18 protein-coding genes are annotated in these 21,935 nt (G+C 66.3%); 7 read left to right on the top strand and 11 right to left on the bottom strand.

Annotated features, from left to right (window positions below):
• Nucleotides 1-23 precede the first annotated feature (23 nt).
• Nucleotides 24-1,082 carry an anthranilate phosphoribosyltransferase gene (trpD, locus tag B7R21_RS08255; protein ID WP_116282765.1) on the bottom strand — a complete coding sequence of 353 codons (1,059 nt, stop codon included), beginning with the start codon at nt 1,080-1,082 and terminating at the stop codon, nt 24-26.
• A gap of 140 nt (nt 1,083-1,222) precedes the next feature.
• Between trpD and ctaE the strand changes: the two genes are divergently transcribed.
• From ctaE to B7R21_RS08225, 6 genes are all read left to right on the top strand, one after another.
• Nucleotides 1,223-1,834, top strand: a complete 612-nt coding sequence (ctaE, locus tag B7R21_RS08250) for an aa3-type cytochrome oxidase subunit III (RefSeq protein ID WP_116282764.1) — start codon at nt 1,223-1,225, stop codon at nt 1,832-1,834.
• A 61-nt stretch (nt 1,835-1,895) separates the two neighbouring features.
• Nucleotides 1,896-2,687, top strand: coding sequence for a cytochrome bc1 complex diheme cytochrome c subunit (gene qcrC, locus B7R21_RS08245; RefSeq protein ID WP_116282763.1), 792 nt, complete (start codon nt 1,896-1,898; stop codon nt 2,685-2,687).
• Between the two features lie 64 nt (nt 2,688-2,751).
• Nucleotides 2,752-3,864, top strand: coding sequence for a cytochrome bc1 complex Rieske iron-sulfur subunit (gene qcrA / locus B7R21_RS08240; RefSeq protein ID WP_116282762.1), 1,113 nt, complete (start codon nt 2,752-2,754; stop codon nt 3,862-3,864).
• Nucleotides 3,861-5,522 (top strand): cytochrome bc1 complex cytochrome b subunit, encoded by a 1,662-nt coding sequence (gene qcrB, locus B7R21_RS08235; RefSeq protein WP_116282761.1) that lies wholly within the window; start codon nt 3,861-3,863, stop codon nt 5,520-5,522. The genes qcrA and qcrB overlap by 4 nt, the downstream gene beginning before the upstream one ends.
• A gap of 109 nt (nt 5,523-5,631) precedes the next feature.
• Nucleotides 5,632-7,194: a hypothetical protein gene (locus B7R21_RS08230; protein WP_116282760.1), complete on the top strand. Its 1,563-nt coding sequence runs from the start codon at nt 5,632-5,634 to the stop codon at nt 7,192-7,194.
• A 93-nt stretch (nt 7,195-7,287) separates the two neighbouring features.
• Entirely contained in the window at nt 7,288-8,946 is a 1,659-nt protein-coding gene (locus B7R21_RS08225; RefSeq protein ID WP_116282759.1) for a hypothetical protein, read from the top strand.
• Here the strand turns inward: B7R21_RS08225 and B7R21_RS08220 are convergent.
• From B7R21_RS08220 to B7R21_RS08195, 6 genes are all read right to left on the bottom strand, one after another.
• Complete coding sequence (locus B7R21_RS08220; RefSeq protein WP_116282758.1) at nt 8,943-9,158, bottom strand: hypothetical protein; 216 nt, start codon at nt 9,156-9,158, stop codon at nt 8,943-8,945. The genes B7R21_RS08225 and B7R21_RS08220 overlap by 4 nt on opposite strands.
• 97 nt (nt 9,159-9,255) lie before the next feature.
• Nucleotides 9,256-9,672: a cytochrome c oxidase subunit 4 gene (locus B7R21_RS08215; RefSeq protein WP_116282757.1), complete on the bottom strand. Its 417-nt coding sequence runs from the start codon at nt 9,670-9,672 to the stop codon at nt 9,256-9,258.
• Nucleotide 9,673: 1 nt separating this feature from the next.
• Nucleotides 9,674-11,380: an aa3-type cytochrome oxidase subunit I gene (gene ctaD / locus B7R21_RS08210; protein ID WP_116282756.1), complete on the bottom strand. Its 1,707-nt coding sequence runs from the start codon at nt 11,378-11,380 to the stop codon at nt 9,674-9,676.
• Nucleotides 11,381-11,389: 9 nt separating this feature from the next.
• Nucleotides 11,390-12,277, bottom strand: coding sequence for an aa3-type cytochrome oxidase subunit II (gene ctaC, locus B7R21_RS08205; RefSeq protein WP_172592096.1), 888 nt, complete (start codon nt 12,275-12,277; stop codon nt 11,390-11,392).
• A 263-nt stretch (nt 12,278-12,540) separates the two neighbouring features.
• Complete coding sequence (locus B7R21_RS08200) at nt 12,541-12,909, bottom strand: HesB/IscA family protein (protein ID WP_116282755.1); 369 nt, start codon at nt 12,907-12,909, stop codon at nt 12,541-12,543.
• 85 nt (nt 12,910-12,994) lie between these two features.
• On the bottom strand, nt 12,995-14,437 hold the full coding sequence (locus B7R21_RS08195; protein WP_116282754.1) for a dipeptidase: 1,443 nt from the start codon (nt 14,435-14,437) through the stop codon (nt 12,995-12,997).
• Nucleotides 14,438-14,494: 57 nt separating this feature from the next.
• Here B7R21_RS08195 and B7R21_RS08190 point away from each other — a divergent pair, with 57 nt between their 5' ends.
• The gene (locus tag B7R21_RS08190) at nt 14,495-15,079 is read left to right on the top strand and encodes a DUF3043 domain-containing protein (RefSeq protein ID WP_116282753.1); all 585 of its coding nucleotides are present in this window, start codon (nt 14,495-14,497) and stop codon (nt 15,077-15,079) included.
• A gap of 158 nt (nt 15,080-15,237) precedes the next feature.
• On the opposite strand, the gene B7R21_RS08185 is transcribed toward B7R21_RS08190, so the two are convergent.
• From B7R21_RS08185 to dnaE, 4 genes are all read right to left on the bottom strand, one after another.
• Nucleotides 15,238-16,275: a quinone-dependent dihydroorotate dehydrogenase gene (locus B7R21_RS08185; RefSeq protein WP_116282813.1), complete on the bottom strand. Its 1,038-nt coding sequence runs from the start codon at nt 16,273-16,275 to the stop codon at nt 15,238-15,240.
• An 8-nt stretch (nt 16,276-16,283) separates the two neighbouring features.
• Nucleotides 16,284-16,826 carry a transcriptional regulator NrdR gene (nrdR, locus tag B7R21_RS08180; protein ID WP_116282752.1) on the bottom strand — a complete coding sequence of 181 codons (543 nt, stop codon included), beginning with the start codon at nt 16,824-16,826 and terminating at the stop codon, nt 16,284-16,286.
• Between the two features lie 98 nt (nt 16,827-16,924).
• Nucleotides 16,925-18,232 carry a histidinol dehydrogenase gene (gene hisD / locus B7R21_RS08175; protein ID WP_172592100.1) on the bottom strand — a complete coding sequence of 436 codons (1,308 nt, stop codon included), beginning with the start codon at nt 18,230-18,232 and terminating at the stop codon, nt 16,925-16,927.
• Between the two features lie 189 nt (nt 18,233-18,421).
• On the bottom strand, nt 18,422-21,889 hold the full coding sequence (dnaE, locus tag B7R21_RS08170; RefSeq protein WP_116282812.1) for a DNA polymerase III subunit alpha: 3,468 nt from the start codon (nt 21,887-21,889) through the stop codon (nt 18,422-18,424).
• Nucleotides 21,890-21,935: the final 46 nt, after the last annotated feature.

Genomic DNA, 21,935 nt, shown 5'->3' with positions numbered 1-21,935 from the left:
CGAGCCGGGACTCGACGCTAAACCTACGCCCCGCGATTGGTCGCCGCGACCCACTTCTCCAGTTTGCGTTCCGCCGATCCGGAGTCGATGGATTCAGCGGCGACGACCATCTTCGAGGCGAACCGTTCGACGATGCTCTGCTGCACTTCGGAGGGGTCGCGCGCCAGGTCGAAGGCGACCATTCCCGCCGCGGCGTTCAGCAGCACGATGTCGCGGACCGCGCCCTCCTCTCCCCCCAGCACGCGCCTCACGGTCTCGGCATTCGCGGCCGGGTCGCCGCCCTTCAGCTCGTCGATGGATGCCCGGCGGAGCCCGAGGTCGCGCGGATCCAGATCGTGTTCGGTGACCGCGCCCCGCGACACCTCCCAGATGTGGCTGTGGCCCGTCGTGGTCAGTTCGTCGAGCCCATCGTCGCCGCGGAGAACGAGCGCCGTCGCGCCGCGGGTCTGGAAGACCCCGACGATCAGCGGCACCCGGTCCAGTTGTGCCACACCGACAGCCGACGCCTCGGGTCTTGCTGGATTGCAGAGCGGGCCCAGGTAGTTGAAGACGGTGGGAATCCCGAGATCGCTCCGCACAGCGCCCGCGTGCCGGAAGCCCGGATGGAACTTCGCCGCGAACGCGAAGGTGATGCCGGCCTCGTGCAGCACGCGGGCGACGTCACCGGGCTCGAGGTCGAGATTCAGCCCCAGGGCCTTCAGCACGTCAGAGGATCCGGCGAGCGAACTCGCCGCCCTGTTTCCGTGTTTGATGACCGGCACGCCGGCCCCGGACGCGACTATCGACGCCATTGTCGAGACGTTGACGGTGCCGAACCTGTCTCCGCCGGTTCCCACGATGTCGAGGGCGAAGGGGTCGACATCCAGCGGCAGAGCATGATCGAGGATCGCGTCTCGGAACCCCACGATCTCATCGACCGTCTCCCCCTTCGACCGGAGCGCAACCAGGAACCCGGCCAGTTGCGCGGGGCTCGCTGAGCCCTCCATCACCTCGTTCATCGCCCAGGTCGACTCGGCGACGGTGAGGTCACGGGCGTCGAGGAGGGAGGAGAGGAGATACGACCAGCTGAGTTCAGGCGCCATAGCAACGATCCTAAACGGCGGCGGATCGGCACCCCGGCGGCCCGAACTTCTACGACCGGTAAAAAAGTCTTCTCTAGAGGGTGCAAATGCGAAACAGCTGAACAGAAATCGGACATAATGGGTGAGTGACTAGCAGCTCGATGACCCAAACATCCGCACCCCTGGTGCAGCGGCCGAACGTGGTCGCCGTCGGCACGATCGTGTGGCTCGGCAGCGAGGTCATGTTCTTCGCCGGCCTCTTCGCCATCTACTTCACGCTGAGGTCGACGAGCCCGGAGCTCTGGAACACCGAGAGCTCGATCCTGAACGTCCCGTTCGCGACCGTGAACACGCTGATCCTCGTCTCCTCGTCGTTCACTTGCCAGTTCGGGGTGTTCGCAGCAGAGCGGCTGCAGTCCCGCGCCACAGGGTGGAAGCCCACCCAGTGGGGCATGGTCGAGTGGTTCTTCCTCACCTACGTGCTCGGTGCGCTGTTCGTCTCCGGCCAGGCGTGGGAGTACGCGAACCTCGTGCAGGAGGGCATCACGCTCAACTCGTCGTCGTACGGTTCGGCCTTCTACCTCACCACCGGGTTCCACGCCCTGCACGTGACCGCAGGGTTGTTCACCTTCCTGCTGATGATCGGGCGCGCCTTCGGGGTCAAGAACTTCGGTCACCGTGAGGCCACCAGCGCGATCGTCGTGTCGTACTACTGGCACTTCGTCGATGTGGTGTGGATCGGCCTGTTCCTCGTGATCTACATCCTGAAGTGACCCTGTGACCCAGCCGCACTCAGCGCACCGACCAGCACCATCACCAGAGAGAGTTGAGAGAATGGCCCGCACCTCCAGGAAAGCGAACAGACGGCACCCGCTTGCGACCGTCGTTCTGATCGCGATCGGGCTGGCCTTCACGGGCGGCGGGTACGCGCTGTTCTCGAGCACCGCCACCGCCGACACCAGCACCGCCACGTCGCAGGCCACGGTCGAGGAGGGCAGCAAACTCTTCGCCGCCAACTGCGCCACCTGCCACGGCATGAACCTCGAAGGCACCACAGCCGGCCCCAGCCTCCTGGGCGTCGGTGCGGCATCCGTCGACTTCCAGGTCGGAACCGGCCGCATGCCCCTCGCCATGCAGGGTCCCCAGGCCATGCAGAAGCCACCGCAGTTCACTGAGGAGCAGACCGCGGCGCTGTCGGCCTACGTCGCGTCGCTCTCGCCCGGCCCGTCCATCCCCACCGACTCGCAGCTCACCGAGAACGGCAACGCCACGAACGGTGGCGAGCTGTTCCGCATCAACTGCGCGATGTGCCACAACGTCGCCGGTGCTGGCGGTGCTCTCACCGAGGGCAAGTTCGCGCCCGAGCTCACCGGTGTCGAGTCGAAGTACATCTACGAGGCCATGCTCACCGGCCCGCAGAACATGCCGGTCTTCAACGACCACAACATCACGCCCGAAGACAAGCGCGACATCATCACCTACCTCAAGTACATCCAGAACAACCCCTCCCCGGGTGGGTTCGAGCTGGGTAACCTCGGGCCGGTCGCCGAGGGCCTCTTCATCTGGATCTTCGGCATCGGCGCGGTCGTGGCCCTGACGGTCTGGCTCACAGCGAAGTCGAACTAGCCCGGCCCCTGCACCGGCACACCCGGCACCGGCACACATTCTTCTCAGGTTCGAAAGGAACACCATGGCACACGACGACACGAGCGGCACAGACGTCGCCGCGTTCTCGTCAGGCGCAGACGGAGTGAGCACCTCCGCCGGCAGGGCAGTCGAGCCCTCCGCCGGGGCCTCGTCTGCATCAGGCGGTCTCGCCGTCATCACGACGGACGGCCTGGCGGATCCCGGCATTCCGCCGCACCGGAAGCGCGTCACCGATCTCGACCCGAAGAAGGCCAAGACAGCCCAGCGCACCGTCTACACACTCTTCTACCTCTCGATTGCCGGATCCATCTTCGCGGTCGCCGCCTACATGGCCTTCCCGATCAATGCAGACGACCCGGGCTCAGTACGACTGAACACCGTCTTCCTTGGACTCGGCATAACGTTGGCCCTGATGGGCATTGGAATCGGAGCCGTTCACTGGGCGAAGTCCCTGATGCACGACGAGGAGGGTGTCGACATCCGGCACCCCGTGCGCTCCTCCGACGACACCCGTGCGCGTGCCGTCGAGATCTTCCACGAGGGCAATGTCGAGTCTGGGATCGGTCGCCGCTCCCTCATCCGCAACAGCCTCATCGGTGCCCTCGTCGCGTTCCCGCTCCCCGCAGTCATCCTGTTCCGCGGTCTCGGTCCGCAGAACGAGAACCCGGCCGAGCTCCTCTCGCACACCATGTGGAAGGCGGGGGCGCGGCTGACGCTCGACCCCTCGGGCCTTCCCATCAAAGCTGCCGATGTCACCATCGGTTCGGCGTTCCACATCATCCCGGAAGGCCTCAACGACACCCACGACCGCCTCGAGCAGAAGGCCAAAGCGGCCGTGCTGCTGATGCGCGTCAATCCGTCTGACCTCAACGTCAGTGCCGGCCGCGAGAACTGGAACTACGACGGCATCGTCGCGTACTCCAAGATCTGCACGCACGTCGGATGCCCGGTGGCCCTGTTCGAACAGCAGACCCACCACCTCCTCTGCCCCTGCCACCAGTCCACGTTCGACGTGGACAACGAGTGTGCGGTCATCTTCGGCCCGGCCAAGCGTGCCCTGCCCCAGCTGCCCATCACGGTCGACGGCGAGGGCTACCTCATCGCACAGAGTGACTTTCTCGAGCCAGTCGGCCCTAGTTTCTGGGAGCGTTCATGACAATCGAAAAAACCAAGGCCGACGGCCTCGTGGACGGGACCACCGACCACCCGGTCGGCGCGCCGCCCAGGATCTCCAACGCGCCGTCGGCCCGCTTCACCTCGGCCGCCGCGAACTACATCGACGAGCGCACGAGCATCTCGGCTGTCGTCAAGGAGTTCGGCCGCAAGATCTTCCCCGACCACTGGTCGTTCATGCTCGGTGAGGTCGCCCTCTACAGCTTCGTGGTGATCATCCTGACCGGAACATTCCTGACGTTCTTCTTCCAGGCCTCGATGGCTCCGGTGGTCTACGACGGCAGCTTCGTGCCCCTCAAGGGTGTCGAGATGTCGTCGGCCATGTCGTCGACGCTGAACATCTCGTTCGAGATCCGCGGCGGGCTCCTGGTACGCCAGATCCACCACTGGGCTGCGCTGCTCTTCATCGCGTCCATCGGCCTGCACATGCTGCGCATCTACTTCACCGGCGCCTTCCGCAAGCCCCGTGAGCTCAACTGGGTGATCGGCTTCGTGCTCTTCATCCTCGCGCTGGCCGAGGGCTTCACCGGCTACTCGCTCCCCGACGACCTGCTCTCGGGCAACGGCCTCCGCATCATCGACGGAATGGTGAAGGGTGTGCCGTTCGCGGGCTCCTGGCTCTCGTTCCTGATCTTCGGCGGCGAGTTCCCGGGCGAGGAGATCGTGGGGAGGCTCTACACGCTGCACATCCTTCTGCTGCCGGCCATCATCGTCGCTCTGATCGCGCTCCACCTGGTGTTCGTCGTCGTGCACAAGCACACGCAGTACGCCGGCCCCGGCAAGACCAACGACAACGTCATCGGCTACCCGGTGCTCCCGGTCTACGCAGCGAAGGCCGGTGGATTCTTCTTCATCGTCTTCGGCATCATCGCGCTGATCGCCTCGTTCTTCACGATCAACCCGATCTGGAACTACGGGCCCTACGATCCCTCGCCGGTTTCGGCCGGAACCCAGCCCGACTGGTACATCGGCTTCGCCGACGGCGCGCTCCGACTGATCCCGCCGCACCTGGAGTCGGTCATCTGGGGCCACACCTACTCGTGGAACATCCTGATCCCGATCACGGTGCTGGGGCTGTTCATCCTCACCGTGCTGATCTACCCGTTCATCGAGGGCTGGGTCACCGGAGACAAGCGCGAGCACCACATCCTCGACCGCCCGCGGAACGCTCCGACCCGCACGGCCATCGGCGCGGCCGGAGTGACGTTCTACGCCGCACTCTGGTCGGCGGCGAGTTCGGACATCCTGGCCACGCACTTCCAGCTGTCGATCGAGTCGGTGATCCACGCCATCCAGGCCGCCGTCATCATCGGTCCGGTCATTGCCTACTTCGTCGCGAAGCGCGTCTGCCTCGCCCTTCAGAAGAAGGACCGCGAGATGGCGCTCCACGGCTTCGAGTCGGGACGCATCGTGCGCCTCCCGGGCGGCGAGTACATCGAGGTCCACCAGGACGTCGACGAGTACGAGCGCTGGAAGCTGGTCTCGTTCCACGAGTACAAGCCGCTGATGATCCGTCCGAACGCCAAGGGCAAGATCACCGCCCCGCAGCGCCTCCGCGCCGGCATGTCGAAGTGGTTCTTCGAAGACAGGATCGCTCCCGTCACGCGTACCGACCTCGAGCGCCAGAAGTCGCACCACTAGGCACTGAGCCTCCGCTCGGCAAGAGGGCCCCCGTCCGATCACTCGGACGGGGGCCCTCTTCTTTGCCGAACCCGCGTAATGGATTGGATCAACCAGTCTCTTGAAGGGTATGAAGCTCAGAATCGCCGCTCTTCCCGTCACAGTTCTCCTGGCAGCATTCATCCTCCCGGCCACGTCCGCCGCAGCGGACATCAACCTGCCTCCCGAGCGAGCGCGCATCTACGAAACACAAGGAAGCGGACTCGACTTTCCGGGCTGGGCCAGCATCCCGTCTCTCCCCGGCCACACCGTCGGCGAGACTCGTGACGGGGGTGGCGGCGGGGGTACAGGCAGTGACAAGGGTGGCGACTCGTCTGGGGGTGGGGACAAGAAGACGGCACAGCAAGAGACGTACATGAACCCCCGCTCCTCAACGAAGACGCGGCCCAAGGACGCAACGCTGCAAGTGCTCCACCGCGGGAAGGACGGTGACTCCTACGACACCGTCACCCTCACCACTACCAAGGACTTCTCGTTCGTCGCCACAGTGGAGCCACTCAACACGACGACGGGCTCTCAGACAACGCAGACGGGTGTCGTGCTGACCTTCAATGCGAATGTGGTCAGCAGCCAGGCGGACATGGCCAAGGCCATCTTCGACAGGAGCGGCGCGACGTTCGTCGGCTGCATTGCCACCGACAGGCAGTTCGTCTGCGCACTGAGAACCCCCAGGCCGATTGCGAGCGTGCCCAAGCCTTTCGTCACTGATCTTCTGGCTGACACATCGACCGCGCAGATCCCCCTGTGTTCGGGCGTGGTCGTCGACGGAGGGTACGGAAGAACGTCGGTGATCACTCCGGCCGATGTGAGTTGCGAGTCAGCGCCCGACAAGGAACCGGTCCGGCTTGAGATCGAAACCATTCTGAGCGATACAGATGGTGCCTTCCCGGTAGTGAGGAGCGGAGACGGGAGCATCGTGTTCGATGCTCCCCTCTCGCTGAGCGGCACCTACACCGTCATGCGCGTGTGGGCGATCGCGGCAGACGGCACCACCTCGTGGCCCTTCTACGTCGCCATCCGCAACCGGTTTGCACCCACCGTGGTTGCAGGAGCGAGCGTCGACGCCATCCGCGGTGTGGACACGGTCATCCCCCGAGCATCTCTCTTCGCTGACCAGGACGCGGATTCGTACGCCGCTGAAAGCGGTGACCACCTGTCGTCACGGGTCGTCAGCCAGGGCTCCACGGGCGGGGCATGGTTCGACAGCGCGGGTGACCTGCACTACCGATCGATCGACGTGGTCCGCGGGAATGCCACCGACCACATCTCCGTGCAGACCACAGACAGCTTCGGGCTGCCCTCCGGGGTGCTCGACGTTCCCGTGCACGTCTCGGACATCACTCCGGGTTGCTCCACCGGGGGCGTGACCACCGACGCAGCCACGCCCGTTCGCGTGCAGCTCTCCTGCTGGATCACTCCCGCAGCGGGCTGGCACCAGATCGACGGGCTCCACTACGAGGTCGTCGAGGGGCCGTCCGTTGGCTCGCTCAGCGCAGTGGATCCCGTCTCGGGTACCGCGACCTACACGCCCGATCCTGCTCACACCGGCTCTGTACAGTTCACCTTCAGCGCGGAGAACAACGGGGCGGTGCGCACGTCGACTTTCGCGGTGAACGTCCTTTCGGCGCCCTAATCCGGAAACTGGCGTAATGGAATGGCCTCTTCTGTATCTAGTGGAGTGAGACGTGGGATGAGTCTCACTCCATTGGATGGAAGAGGTCATCGTATGCATTCCCGGAACAGTCTCGTCGTCTTTGCGTCCTGCCTCGTCCTTCTGGCCGTCGGTGTCGCCCGACCAGCGCACGCGCTCGACGACGATCCTCACGGTGGCGTCGAGACCGGTACCCACCCCAGCGGCGAACTGCACGACCCGTTCGGAGGCGCGGGTTCGGGTCCGATCACGAGCGACCCGGGCACGTTGGTGGTGCACGAGAAGCTCAGCGTCTATCCCGACACGGAGGACAGCACGCCGGGGGTGTTCCGCACTCAGCTCAGCGGCATGAGCGCAGCGGAGAGCAACGCCTATGCGCACGCGGCGGGGCACGGAGCAAGCGACAGCTCCGCAGGCGGCGACAAGAAGGCACCCGCAGAGTCCAGCATCCGGAACTCGCGCGCGGGAAGGTCGGATGCGGGTAAGAGCGTGGTCATCAACGTTCTGCGTCCCGGCGGAGACGTCGACTCGTACGACCAGGTGAGGCTCGACACTCCGCGAGACCTCACGCAACTCGCCAAGGTCGAGCCGATCACGTCGAAGAGTTCCGACGGCACTTCTCACACCTTCGCCTATCTGATCAGCTTCACGAGCATCCTGACGTCCTCTCCGACCGACACGGCGAAGGCGATCTTCCGCCTCACGGGCGGCCTCTTCGACTCGTGCCTGGCGAATGCCAACGCCTATGTCTGTACCTTCGCGACGCCGAAGACGATCCGCACCACTCGGTCGTCACTGACCGTGCCGGGCCCAGCCCTGGCACCACGGCAGATCCCGATCTGCTCGGGGGTCGTGAAGGACGGAGGCTACGGGTCGACGACCGTGATCAGCGTTGCCGATGTGGACTGCGACGCTGCTCCCGGCAAGGAGCCGGTGCGGCTGGAGGTGAGCACGATCCACTCGGACCTCGCGCTCGGCATCCCCACGGCGCGAGAGGGTGACGGCAGCGTCATCTACAGTGCCCCGAAGCAGGCCGAGGGCACCTACGTCTCGGCCGAGGCGTGGGCGGTGGCCGCCGACGGCACCTACTCGCTGCCGTTCTCCATCGCCATCCGCAACCGCTACGCCCCCGCTCCGGTGCCCCCTGAATCGAGCGTCACCGAGGCGAACCGCGGGGTGGAAACCGTCATTCCCGCCAGCCGACTGTTCTCCGATGTGGATGTCGACCAGCACGGCGCCGAGAGCGGTGACCACCTCACCTCCGTCGTCACCGGCCAGGGCGCGATGGGCGGCGCCTGGTTCGACGCGGTCGGCGATCTGCACTACCAGTCCATCGACGTCATCCGGGGCGACTACACCGACCACGTGACCGTTCAGGCCACCGACGCGTTCGGCCTCCGCTCCCCCGAGCGCCGACTCAGCATCCACATCACCGACATCGTCCCCGGCTGCGCCACCGGTGGCACGACCACCGATGCCACCACTCCCGTACGCATCGAACTCCACTGCTGGATCACCCCGCAGACAGGCTGGCGGCAGATCGACGGGCTGCACTACCGCATCACCGAGCAGCCAGAGTACGGCACGGTCAGCGACCTCGACCCAGACTCCGGCGTCGCAACATACACACCCGATCCCGCCCATCCGGGCCCCATCATCGTCGGCTTCACCGCAGAGAACAACGGCGCCGCCCGGACCGCCCAGTATGCCATCGACGTCTTGACGGCGCCCTAGCGGGGGTGAGGAGAGCGGCGGAACAGGCGACCGAGCCATGCACGGAACCTGCCGGTGTACTCGTCGGTGAAGTCGTTCGACAGGGCCGTCGCCTCGGCCCCGAGATCGCCGCCGGCGAAGATGCGCTGCAGGGCCTCCTCGGCGCGCGCCTCCCGCTCGTCGGCAGTCGTCTTCCGAGGGGGAAGATCACCGGGTGGCTCGTTCGCGGTCATCGTTCGATCCTGCCACACCGGCTCCGAACCCGGCACACATGAAGAAGGGCCCCCACTGCGGATGCGTGAGGGCCCTTCTGACGTGCTGTGCGGGTTCCTAGCGGGCGAAGAAGCCCCGGTAGTACTCGTAGGTCCAGCCGACGATCGCGATCAGGATGAGCGCCACACCGATGAAGCAGATCCATGTTCCGACGGCCAGGCCGAGGAAGAAGACCGCGGCAGAACCGGCGAGGATGACCGGCCACCAGCTCCACGGGCTGTAGAAGCCCATCTCGGGGTCGCCGTCGTCGATGTTCGAGTACGTGAGGTCCTCGGGCAGCTCGCCACCCTGGGCGCCGTGCACGCGGCTGAGGTAGAAGGCGATGAACGCGGCAAGCACAGCGCCGAGAGCGATGCCGAGCGTTCCGACCCATTCCACTTCGCCATACGAGACCAGAGACCAGAGCACGTAGATCGCATCAGCGAGGAGGAAGAAGCCCGAGAGGATCCAGAAGACGTTGATATTGGCGCGCATGCTATTTCACCTTCTCCTGGTCCATGTCGTAGGTGGGCGCATCCGGAGCATCCTTCGCCGGGCCCACGCCGACCGGGATACCGGCCTCGGGGTGGTTCAGGTCGAAGGCAGGAGACTCCGAGCGGATCCGCGGGATCGACGTGAAGTTGTGCCGGGGCGGCGGGCAGGATGTCGCCCACTCGAGGGAGCGGCCATAACCCCACGGGTCGTTGACGGTGACCTTCGGCGCGCTGCGGGCCGTGATGTAGACATTCAGGAAGAACGGGATCATCGAGGAGGCCAGCAGGAAGGCTCCCACGGTGGAGATCTGGTTCATCCACGTGAAGCCGTCTGTCGGCGAGTACGACGCGTAACGACGTGGCATGCCGACGACGCCCAGCCAGTGCTGGATGAGGAACGTCGTGTGGAAGCCGATGAACAACAGCCAGAAGTGCCACTGGCCGAGCTTCTCGTTGAGCATCTTGCCGGTCCACTTGGGCCACCAGAAGTAGAAGCCCGAGAACATCGCAAAGACGACGGTGCCGAACACCACGTAGTGGAAGTGCGCGACGACGAAGTAGGAGTCCGACACGTGGAAGTCGAGCGGCGGCGACGCCAGGATGACACCCGTCAGACCACCGAACGTGAAAGTGATCAGGAAGCCGATCGCCCACATCATCGGGGTCTCGAAGGTGACAGAGCCACGCCACATCGTGCCGACCCAGTTGAAGATCTTCACCCCTGTCGGTACCGCGATGAGCATGGTCATCAGGGCGAAGAAGGGCAGCAGCACCGATCCGGTGACGTACATGTGGTGAGCCCACACCGTTACCGAGAGGGCGGCGATCGAGATCGTCGCATAGACGAGGGTCTTGTACCCGAAGATCGGCTTGCGGCTGAAGACCGGGAGGACCTCGGAGATGATGCCGAAGAACGGCAGAGCGATGATGTACACCTCGGGATGGCCGAAGAACCAGAACAGATGCTGCCAGAGCAGCACACCGCCGTTCGCCGCATCATAGATGTGCCCGTCGAACACCCTGTCTATACCGAGGGCGCTGAGCGCCGCCGCCAGAACGGGGAAGGCCATCAGCACGAGGATCGACGTGACGAGCACGTTCCACGTGAAGATCGGCATGCGGAACATCGTCATGCCGGGGGCGCGCATCGTGATGATCGTCGTGATGAAGTTGACGCCACCGAGGATGGTGCCGAAGCCCGAGAGAACGAGGCCGAAGACCCAGAGATTTCCGCCGTCGCCCGGCGTGAACGTGGTGCTCGACAGGGGCGCATAGGCGAACCAACCGAACGAGGCCGCACCCTGCGGGGTGAGGAAGCCGGCGACCACGATGAGCGAGCCGAAGCTGTAGAGCCAGTAGGCGAAGGCGTTCAGACGCGGGAACGCGACATCCGGAGCACCGATCTGCAGAGGCATGAGCACGTTGGCGAACCCGGCGAAGAGCGGGGTGGCGAACATCAGCAGCATGATCGTGCCGTGCATCGTGAACAACTGGTTGTACTGGTCTTTCGTCGCCAGCAGGTCGGCACCGGGCTCGAACAGCTGGGCCCGGATGACCAGGGCCATCACTCCGCCGAGGCAGAAGTAGATGAACGACGAGATCAGGTACATGTACCCGATCGTCTTGTGGTCGGTGGAGGTGATCCACTTGACGAGAACGTTGCCCTTACGTTCGATGGGCGTGATTCTCGGCGCAGTCAGTGTGCTCATCGTCGCCTTCTACTTCGAAGTGTCCGACGAGGACTCTGCCAGTGGCGAGACCGTGCCGGGAAGGTTGGTGTTGCGGTTGTAGTCGTCGCCCATTTGACCGTTGAAACCCTTGTCGGCGAGGGACTTCGTGTAGGCGTCGTAGTCGGCCTGCGACACGACCTTCACGTTGAAGAGCATGTCGGAGTGATACTCGCCACACAGTTCTGCGCACTTTCCGGCGAACGTGCCGATGCGCTCGGGCGTGACGTACATGTAGTTCGTCTTGCCCGGGATCATGTCCTTCTTGTAGAGGAAGTCGATGACCCAGAAGGAGTGGATGACGTCGCGGGCGTGCAGCTCGATCGTGATCTTCTTGTCGACCGGGAGCACGAGTGTCGGGATCTCGCTCTCGACGAGCGCACCCTTCGCGTCTGCCGGGTTCTGCTGCGCCTGTACGCCGGCGGTGTACACGTTCTGGTTGACGTAGTTGAAGTCCCAGGCCCACTGCTTGCCGTAGACCGAGATGACCTCGTCGGGGGCTGCGTAGGGCTGCTCGATCTCGGCCTGGTCCTTCGCGGTGAAGGCGAAGAAGCCGAGCACCAGGATCAGGGGGACCACGGTGTAGAAGATCTCGATGGGCATGTTGTAGCGCAACTGCACCGGCAGGCCGGTCTGGCCACGGCGCCGACGGAACACGACGACCGCCCAGATCGTGAGGCCCCAGGTGATGACACCCACGGCGAGGAGAACGAGCCACGACGTCACCCAGAGGCCGGTGACCTTGTCGGTGTTGTTCGTGGTGCCCTGCTCACCCGGGAGGAAGCCCTGGAGCTGCTGCTGCGAGCATCCGGCCAGGAGAAGGCCCATGCTCACCATGACGGGAATGGCGACCCATCTGAGACGTCTGTTCGAGCGCACCTGAAACCCTTCGGAACTACTGCTGGCGATACTTGAGTCAAGTGTATTTGACCCTGCCTAGCCTAATGTGTCGAATCTCGGCTGGATGTTTGGCGGCGGGGGCCTGACAGGTGTGTCTGGATGTGCCCAGAGCATGAAAAACCCCCCGAGATCCGCCAGATGACGGGCCTCGGGGGGTAAAGCTGAGCGATTCTACTCAGCGTAGAAATTTTTTGACCAGTTGCGCCAGCAGCCGGTTTGGAAGGCTGTCTGGCCGCCTGCTCCTAGTGGAAGGAGTCGCCGCACGCGCAGCTGCCGCCGGCGTTCGGGTTGTCGATCGTGAAGCCCTGCTTCTGGATGGTGTCCTCGAAGTCGATGGTCGCTCCGTCGAGGTAGGGCACGCTCATCTTGTCGACGATGACCTCGACGCCGTCGAAGTCGACGACGCCGTCGCCGTCGAGCTGGCGCTCATCGAAGTAGAGCTGGTAGATCAGGCCCGAGCATCCACCGGGCTGGACGGCCACGCGGAGGCGCAGGTCGTCGCGACCCTCCTGTCCGAGCAGGCTCTTCACCTTCGCGGCGGCGCCGTCTGTGAGACCGACCTTGTGGGCGGGTGACTCGACCTGCGAGGTGAGTGAGATGGTGTCGCTCATGACGTCTCCTTAGGAATGACACGGTGGTGTGACAAGCACAGCGGTTGAGGGGAATTCTACGGTGACAACCTGCAAGCGTGCCCGTCTATTCCGGAATCGGCGTGCTGGCCAATCGGGTGAGGAGCAGCGCTTCAGTCAGGATCGCGCGCTTGAAGACGCCCAGGTGGAGCGACTCGTTGGGGCTGTGCGCACGGGTGTCGGGGTCCTCGACGCCGGTCACGAGGATCTGCGCCTCGGGGAACACCCGCACCAGGTCGGCGATGAACGGGATGGACCCGCCGATCCCCGTCTCCATCGGCTCGACCCCCCAGCCGTCGGCCATCGCCCGCTTGGCGGCGGTGACGGCCCAGCCGCTCGTGTCGACGAGGAACGGCTGGCCGCCGTCGGCGTCGCTGATCTCCACGTGCGCGCCGAAGGGCACGTTGGCGTGGATGTGGGTTTCGAGCGCAGCGAGTGCCTCCGCAGCATCCTGCCCCGGCGCGATGCGGGCGCTCAGGCGCACGGAGACCTTCGGCAGCAGTGTGTTCGAGGCGTTCGCGACACTCGGCGCGTCGATGCCGGTGATCGTGATGGCGGGCTTCGCCCAGAGCCGTGACAGCACGGGCCCGTTGCCGATCGGGGTGACGCCCGGCAGGAGGGCTGCGTCGCGGGTGAAGTCGGCCAGCGCCTCGGGGCTGTCGGGTACCTGCTCGCCGGATTCGGTGAGGCCGGCTACGGCGACGCTGCCGTCGGGTGCGTGCAGCGTGGCGAGGAGGCGCACCATCGCCATCATGGCGTCGGGAGCGGCTCCCCCGAACATCCCGGAGTGCGAAGCGTGTTCGAGCGTCTCGACAGTGAGCTTGAAGGTGACGTTGCCGCGGAGGCTGATGGTGAGAGAGGGGGTGTCGACATTCCAGTTGTCGGAGTCGGCGACGATGATCACGTCGGCCGCCAGGGCTTCGCGGTTCTGCTCGAGGAAGTCAGCGAACGAGCGGGACCCGAACTCCTCCTCCCCCTCGATGAAGACGACGATGCCGAGATCGAGGTCGTCGCCGAATTCGTGGGCGAGGGCGCGCACGGCGGCGAGGTGCGAGACCACGCCCGCCTTGTCGTCGGCGGCCCCGCGGCCGTAGAGTCGGTCGCCGCGGACCGTCGGCTCGAACGGAGGGGAGTCCCAGTCGGCATCCTCACCCGGAGGCTGCACGTCGTGGTGGGCGTAGAGCAGCACGGTCGGGCGGCCGTTCCTGGCGGTGCGGGTGGCGAGGACGGCGGGCTGGCCGAGTTCTCCGCTCTGCGGGTCTGCCACGGCCTGCTTCACCGCGACCTCGTCGAAGACTCCCGTGGCCTCGAACAGCGCGGCGACGGCTGCGGCGCTGGCAGCGACGTGGGCGGGATTGAAGGCACTCCACGACACGCTCGGGATACGCACGAGATCGGTGAGGTCGGCGATCGTCGCCGGCAGAGCACCGGCCAGGAAGTCCCGGATGCCCTCCTCACGCTCGCTCGATGCTGTGTGCTGGCGGTCGGACGTGCCCTGTTGCTCGGTCATACGGGTAATCTTAGAAGGCAGGCAGTATCCGCCGCCCGCGTGACTCAAGGACTGATTGTGTTCAAGCGCCAAACACCCGCCGCCCCGACCGAGACAGCCGAGCAGACGGCAACGCGGCTCCGACAGGCCGGTTCGGGCAAGGGTGCACCGACGCCCACCCGCCGTGAGCAGGAGGCGGCCCGCAAGAAGCCACTGGTACCGAGCGATCGCAAGGAGGCGGCACGGTCGGCGAAGACGCAGAACTCGGTCGACCGTGAGCGGGCCCGCATCGGCATGGCGGCAGGCGAGGAGAAGTACCTGCTCGCCCGCGACAAGGGAGTGCAGCGACGGTTCGTGCGCGACTTCGTGGATTCGCGGTTCAGCATCGGCGAGATCGTGATCCCGGCGGTGTTCGGCATCATCCTGCTGCAGCTGGTTCCGAACCCGCAGATCCAGACGTACCTGACGCTGGTGCTCTATGCGTTCGTGATCATCGTCGCACTCGACATCTACCTGATGGGCAACCGCATCAACAAGCGCCTGCGGGCGAAGTACGGCACGCTCGACCGGGGCCTTCGCTGGTACGGCGCGATGCGCGCCCTGCAGCTGCGCCCGATGCGCCTGCCGAAGCCGCAGGTGAAGCGCGGGCAGACCCCGAGCTAGCCGGCTCGCCGCGCCCCGGCGCGCCGGTCGTCGGTGACCGGCGCCCACCGGTTGCTTCTGAAGCGCTACCTGTTGTCGCTTCCGCTACGGCGCGCGCAGGCGCGGAAGCGACAATCGGTGGCGGAACCCCCTGCCCGGGCGGGATGAAGTCGAGGGCGTCAGTGTTCCGCGGCGCGGAGCGCGGCGAGGCCGCGGTTGACCTGCCGGGCCCAGAGCGGACCCCGGTAGAGGAACGCGGTGTAGCCCTGCACGAGGGTGGCCCCGGCGGCGAGGCGTTCGGCCACGTCATCCGCCGTCTCGATGCCGCCGACCGAGATCACGCAGAGCTCCGCCGGAACGACGGATCGCACGAGCTTCAGCACTTCGAGGGAGCGAGCGGCGACCGGCGGCCCGGACAGCCCACCCGCACCCGCGGCGGCGACGACGCGCGGATCGGTGCGGAGCCCGTCCCGCGAGATCGTGGTGTTCGTGGCGATGATGCCGTCGAGCCCGAGCGTCACAGCTAGTTCGGAGATGCGGCGCACCTCGTCGTCGCTGAGGTCGGGAGCGATCTTCACGAGCAGCGGAACGGCGCCCGCCTCCTCGCGCACGGCGGTGAGCAGGGGGGCCAGCTTGTCGAGCTCCTGCAGACCACGCAGCCCGGGGGTGTTCGGCGAGCTGACGTTCACGACGAGGTAGTCGGCGACAGGAGCCAGCGCGCGGGCGCTCGAGCGGTAGTCGTCGATGGCGTTGTCGACGTCGACCACGCGGCTCTTGCCGATGTTGATGCCGACGATGGGGCGGTACGGCGCCGATGAGGTGCGCGCGACGCGCAGGGCAGCGGGGCCCGCTCCCCCGTTGTTGAAGCCCATCCGGTTGATGACGGCACGGTCGGCGACGAGCCGGAACAGCCGCGGACGCTCGTTGCCGGGCTGGGCCTTCGCCGTGAGGGTGCCGATCTCGACGTGACTGAAACCGAGCATCCCGAGCCCGATGATGGCGCGGCCATCCTTGTCGAACCCCGCCGCGACGCCGAACGGCGAGTCAAAGACGAGCCCGAGCGTGTGCACGGCGAGCGAGGGATCCGGCGCGGTGAAGCGCCGCACGACCGACCCGAGGCGGGTGCGCGGCAGGCCGCGGATCACCTCGAAGGCCAGATGGTGCGCCCGCTCGGGATCGAGGCGCGACAGGATGTGCCGGAACAGGAGGTGGTACACCGGCACCGCTACTCGGGCCGGGCGGTGGCGGCCGCGTTCGAAGTGGCGGGCTTGGCTGTGGCACCGGATGCTGCGGGGCGGCCCTGCCGGTCATCCGGAGCCTCGGCGTGCTCGACCCGCAGCAGAGTGATAGCAGCCTCGAAGTCGTCGAGGGAGTCGAAGGCCTGGTAGACGCTCGCGAAGCGGAGGTACGCGACCTCGTCGAGCTCGCGGAGGGGCTGCAGGATGGCAAGTCCGATGTCGTTCGCCTCGACCTGTGCCGCGCCGGTCGAGCGGACGGTCTCCTCCACCCGCTGCGCGAGCACCGCGAGATCGGAGTCGGTGACGGGCCGGCCCTGGCAGGCCTTCCGCACGCCGTTCATGATCTTCTCGCGGCTGAATGGCACGACGACGCCACTCCGCTTGATGACGCTGAGACTCGCGGTCTCGGTGGTGCTGAAGCGGCGTCCGCAGTCGGGGCACTGGCGGCGGCGGCGGATGGCGACACCGTCGTCGGACGTGCGCGAGTCGACGACGCGGGAATCGGGGTACCGGCAGTACGGGCAATACATGGTGCGTCGAGTTTACCGCGTCGCACCCCTTCCGCGTTCCGCGCTCCGCGCCCCCGCGCAAACGGGAAGGTCGAGAGAACGATTGGGGGGCGGGGGCGCTACGCGCGGGGGAAGCGCGCCGCCACGGCCTCGGCGTGCGCGGGGAGGTTCTCGCTGGTAGCGAGAGCGTGGATGCGCCCGGCCACCTCCGACAGCGCCCCGCGCGAGTACCGGATGACCTGCTGGGGACGCAGGAACGTGTACGCCCCGAGCCCCGACGAGAAGCGCGACTGGCCACCGGTCGGCAGCACGTGGTTGGAGCCGGCGAGGTAGTCCCCGAGGCTCACGGGCGAGTACGACCCCACGAAGATGGCGCCGGCGCTGTGGATGCTCGCCACCACGTCGTCGTCCGATGCCGTCTGGATCTCCAGGTGCTCCGGCCCGTACGCGTCGCTGAAGCGCGCCGCCGCGGCGAGGTCGTCGACCAGCACGACCGCCGACTGCTGTCCGTTCAGCGCGACGAGCACACGTGCAGAGTGCGGCGTCGCAGCCGCCAGAGCTTCAAGTTCAACTCGAACTTCATCTGCGAAGGCCGGGGAGGTCGTGACGAGCACGGCCGCCGCGAGTTCGTCGTGCTCGGCCTGGCTCACGAGGTCGGCGGCCACGAATCCGGGGTCGGCCGTCTGGTCGGCGATGATGAGGATCTCGGTGGGTCCGGCCTCCGAATCGATGCCGGTGCGGCCCCGCACGAGGCGCTTGGCCGCTGCCACGTAGACATTGCCCGGTCCGGTGATGACCTGCACGGGCTCGAGCCCGAGGTCGGCCACGCCGTAGGCGAGCGCGCCGATCGCGCCCGCGCCGCCCATCGCATAGACCTCGGTGATGCCGAGGAGGCCGGCGGCCCCCAGGATGGTCGGGTGCACCCGCCCGCCGAATTCCCTCTGCGGGGGTGACACGAGCGCGATCGACGGAACTCCGGCGGCCTGCGCCGGCACGACGTTCATCACCACACTCGACGGGTAGACCGCCTTGCCGCCCGGCACGTACAGCCCGACCCGGTCGACCGGCTGCCAGCGCTGCTCCACGATCGCACCGTCGCCGAGCGACGTCGTCGCGGCGGGCGGGATCTGCGCAGCGGTGGCCTGCCGCACACGCCCGATGGCCCCTTCGAGTGCGTCACGCACATCCGGAGCCAGCGCGTCGACAGCATCGTCGATCTCGCTCTGCGGAACGCGGATGCTCGGAGCCTCTCCCCCGTCGAACCGGGCCGCCTGCGCTCGGAGCGCCGCACTGCCGTCGGCCCGAACGGCCTCGATGAGCGCGGCGGCCGCCTCCGCGGCGACCCCCACGTCGGTCACGGCACGCGGAACGAGGTCGAGCAACTGGGCACGCGACGGGTTCATGCCCCGCAAGTCAATGGTCTGCATCATGGCCCCCCGATTCTACCAACCCGCCCTCCCCGCCCTCGCCCCGTTCGCCACCACCGCCCCGCCACCACATCGAGTGGGCAGTTCGGGCCCCGAAATCTGGGGATGAGGGCCCGAAGTGCCCACTCGATTGGAAGCACGCGGTGGCGAGCCGAGGCTGCGCGGGGGCGGGGAGCGGGCGGGCGGGGGTCAGAGGAGGCAGGCGGGGCCGAGGAGCGACTTCAGCTCGCCGTAGAGGTCGGCCGTGACGCGCACGCGGTACGGGATCTCGAACACGCGCGCGGTTCCGCCCTTCAGGAGCTTCAACCGCACCTCGTTGTCACCGGAGTGCCTGATCAGCACGTCGTTCAGCGCCTGCACCGTCTCCGTCGTGGCCCGGGCGTCGGCCATCGAGATCTCGATCGGCCCGCCCCCGTCGGCGTTGCCGAGGTCGGGGGTGAACAGGCTGAACGCGTGCAGGTTCATCCCGTCATCCCGAATCGACACGCGCCCCCGCAGCACCACGATCGAGTCGTTCGTGAGGGCCGGCGAGAACTCCTGGTAAGCCTTGCCCATGAACATGGCCGTGACCTCGCCGCCGAAGTCCTCCACCACGATCGATCCGTACTGGTTGCCGGAATTCCGGGCGACCCGGTGCTGCACGTTCGTGATCAGCCCGGCGATCACGACGGTGTCACCGTCGGCCGTGTGCTCCGAGGTCAGCATGTCGGTGATGGTCGTCGACGCGTGTTTGGCGAGGGCGATCTCAAGCCCGGCGAGCGGATGATCGGACACATACAGCCCGAGCATGTCGCGCTCGAAGGCGAGCTTGTCGCGCTTGGACCACTCCGGCCGGTCGGGCACCTGCCGGTTGTCCTGCGGGGCATCCCAGAGTGAGTCGAAGTCGAAGCCGACCTGGCCGTTCGCTTCGGCCCTCTTCTCGCTCACAGCCGCCTCGACCGCGGACTCGTGGATCTCCACCAGCGCCCGGCGGGTGTCGCCCAGCGAGTCGAACGCTCCCGCCTTGATCAGAGACTCGATCGTGCGCTTGTTGGTCGCCGCCAGCGGGATCTTCTGCAGGAAGTCGTGGAACGACGTGAAGGCGCCCTTGGACTTCCGCGCCTCGATGATGTGGTCGACCACGGCGAAACCGACGTTCCGAACAGCGCCCATGCCGAACCGGATGTCCTCGCCGACGGCGGCGAAGAACCCGATCGACTCGTTCACATCCGGCGGCAGCACGGTGATGTTCATGCGCCGGCACTCGTTCAGGTAGATCGCCGACTTGTCCTTCGAGTCGCCCACCGACGTCAGCAGCGCCGCCATGTACTCGGCCGGGTAGTGGGCCTTGAGGTAGGCGGTCCAGTACGAGATGACGCCGTAGGCCGCGGAGTGCGCCTTGTTGAACGCGTAGTCCGAGAAGGGCAGCAGGATGTCCCACAGTGTCTTGACGGCCGCGTTCGAGTAGCCGTTGTCGTTCATCCCCTTCGAGAAGCCCTCGTACTGCTTGTCGAGCTCGCTCTTCTTCTTCTTGCCCATCGCCCGCCGCAGCAGGTCGGCCTGGGCGAGCGTGAACCCGCCGAGCTTCTGCGCGATCGACATGACCTGCTCCTGGTAGACGATCAGGCCGTAGGTCTGCCCGAGCACCTCCCGGAGCGGCTCTTCGAGCTCCGGATGGATCGGCGTGACCTGCTGCAGCCCGTTCTTGCGGAGCGCGTAGTTGGTGTGCGAGTCGGCACCCATCGGCCCCGGCCGGTAGAGCGCGAGGATCGCCGAGATATCCTCGAAGTTGTCGGGCTTCATCAGCCGGAGGAGCCCGCGCATGGGCCCGCCGTCGAGCTGGAAGACCCCGAGCGTGTCGCCCCTCGCCAGAAGTTCGTAGGCCGGGACGTCATCCAGTTCCAGCTCTTCGAGCACCGGCCGGAAACCCCGGTTCGACTCGATGTTGTCGAGCGCGTCGTCGATGATCGTGAGGTTTCGAAGCCCCAGGAAGTCCATCTTGATCAGCCCGAGCGACTCGCAGGCCGGATAGTCGAACTGCGTGACGATCTGGCCGTCCTGCTCGCGCTTCATGATCGGGATGATGTCGATCAGCGGATCGCTCGACATGATCACACCGGCCGCATGCACGCCCCACTGGCGCTTCAGGTTCTCGATGCCGACGGCCGTCTCGAACACCGTGCGGGCCTCGGGGTCGGCCTCGATGACGGCGCGCACATCCGACGCCTCCTTGAACCGCGGATGCGCCGTGTCGAAGATGCCCGAGAGGGGGATGTCCTTGCCCATGATGGGCGGCGGCATCGCCTTGGTGAGCTTCTCCCCCATGCCGAACGGGAAGCCGAGCACGCGCGAGCTGTCCTTCAGCGCCTGCTTCGCCTTGATGGTGCCGTAGGTCACGATCTGGGCGACGCGCTCGTCGCCGTACTTGTCGGTCACGTACCGGATGACCTCGCCGCGGCGCCGGTCGTCGAAGTCGACGTCGAAGTCGGGCATCGAGACGCGATCCGGGTTCAGGAACCGCTCGAAGATCAGGCCGTGGCGGATCGGGTCGAGGTCGGTGATGCGCATCGCGTACGCCACCATCGAGCCGGCACCGGATCCACGGCCGGGCCCGACCCGGATGCCGTTGTTCTTCGACCAGTTGATGAAGTCGGCCACCACCAGGAAGTAGCCGGGGAACCCCATCTGCACGATGACACCGACCTCGTAGTCGGCCCGGGCGCGCACATCCGACGGGATGCCCAGCGGGTAGCGGTCGACGAGCCCCTTCTCGACCTCCTGGATGAACCAGGTGTCCTCGGTCTCACCGGCGGGCACGGGGTAGCGCGGCATGTAGCTCGCCGACGTGTCGAACTTCACTTCGCAGCGCTCAGCGATCAGCAGGGTGTTGTCGCAGGCCTCCGGATGATCGCGGAAGATCTGCCGCATCTCCGCAGCGGTCTTCAGGTAGAACTCATCGGCGTCGAACTTGAACCGGTTCGGGTCGCTCAGCGTCGACCCAGACTGCACACAGAGCAGGGCGGCATGAGATGTCGCGTCGTGGGCGTGCGTGTAGTGCAGGTCGTTCGTGGCGACCAGCGGCAGGTCGAGCTGCTTCGCGAGCCGCAGCAGGTCGCCCATGATCTGGCGCTCGATGCCGAGCCCATGGTCCATGATCTCGGCGAAGTAGTTCTCGGCACCGAAGATGTCGCGGTAGTCGGATGCGGCCTTCACGGCCTCGTCGTACTGCCCGAGGCGGAGGCGCGTCTGCACCTCGCCCGACGGGCACCCGGTGGTCGCGATGAGGCCCTTCGAGTACTGCGAGAGCAGTTCCCTGTCCATGCGTGGCTTGAAGTAGTAGCCCTCGAGCGACGCCCGCGAGGAGAGCCGGAAAAGGTTGTGCATCCCGGCCGTGTTCTCGCTCAGGAGCGTCATGTGCGTGTACGCACCCGAACCCGAGACATCGTCGCGCCCCGAGTTCGGGCCGCCCCATTTGACCCTGGTCTTGTCTCCGCGGTGCGTGCCCGGCGTGATGTAGGCCTCTGTGCCGATGATGGGCTTGATGCCGGCGTCGGTCGCCGTCTTCCAGAAGTCGAAGGCACCGAAGACGTTGCCGTGGTCGGTGACGGCGACAGCGGGCATCCCCTGCTCGACGGCCGCCTCGATCAGGGGTTTCACACGTGCGGCGCCATCGAGCATGGAGTACTCGGAGTGCACGTGGAGATGAACGAACGAATCGGACGCG

The organism is Subtercola boreus (assembly GCF_003399625.1).
Taxonomy (GTDB): domain Bacteria; phylum Actinomycetota; class Actinomycetes; order Actinomycetales; family Microbacteriaceae; genus Subtercola; species Subtercola boreus_C.
The sequence above is the reverse complement of the archived record's forward strand: the minus strand, read 5'-3'. Positions and strand labels throughout refer to the sequence as shown.

Coding starts and splice junctions, on each gene's coding strand:
- trpD (WP_116282765.1), bottom strand. CDS start 1,082: ATGGCGCCTGAACTCAGCTGGTCGTATCTCCTCTCCTCCCTCCTCGAC.
- ctaE (WP_116282764.1), top strand. CDS start 1,223: ATGACCCAAACATCCGCACCCCTGGTGCAGCGGCCGAACGTGGTCGCC.
- qcrC (WP_116282763.1), top strand. CDS start 1,896: ATGGCCCGCACCTCCAGGAAAGCGAACAGACGGCACCCGCTTGCGACC.
- qcrA (WP_116282762.1), top strand. CDS start 2,752: ATGGCACACGACGACACGAGCGGCACAGACGTCGCCGCGTTCTCGTCA.
- qcrB (WP_116282761.1), top strand. CDS start 3,861: ATGACAATCGAAAAAACCAAGGCCGACGGCCTCGTGGACGGGACCACC.
- B7R21_RS08230 (WP_116282760.1), top strand. CDS start 5,632: ATGAAGCTCAGAATCGCCGCTCTTCCCGTCACAGTTCTCCTGGCAGCA.
- B7R21_RS08225 (WP_116282759.1), top strand. CDS start 7,288: ATGCATTCCCGGAACAGTCTCGTCGTCTTTGCGTCCTGCCTCGTCCTT.
- B7R21_RS08220 (WP_116282758.1), bottom strand. CDS start 9,158: ATGACCGCGAACGAGCCACCCGGTGATCTTCCCCCTCGGAAGACGACT.
- B7R21_RS08215 (WP_116282757.1), bottom strand. CDS start 9,672: ATGCGCGCCAATATCAACGTCTTCTGGATCCTCTCGGGCTTCTTCCTC.
- ctaD (WP_116282756.1), bottom strand. CDS start 11,380: ATGAGCACACTGACTGCGCCGAGAATCACGCCCATCGAACGTAAGGGC.
- B7R21_RS08200 (WP_116282755.1), bottom strand. CDS start 12,909: ATGAGCGACACCATCTCACTCACCTCGCAGGTCGAGTCACCCGCCCAC.
- B7R21_RS08195 (WP_116282754.1), bottom strand. CDS start 14,437: ATGACCGAGCAACAGGGCACGTCCGACCGCCAGCACACAGCATCGAGC.
- nrdR (WP_116282752.1), bottom strand. CDS start 16,826: ATGTATTGCCCGTACTGCCGGTACCCCGATTCCCGCGTCGTCGACTCG.
- hisD (WP_172592100.1), bottom strand. CDS start 18,232: ATGCAGACCATTGACTTGCGGGGCATGAACCCGTCGCGTGCCCAGTTG.
- dnaE (WP_116282812.1), bottom strand. CDS start 21,889: ATGCTCGATGGCGCCGCACGTGTGAAACCCCTGATCGAGGCGGCCGTC.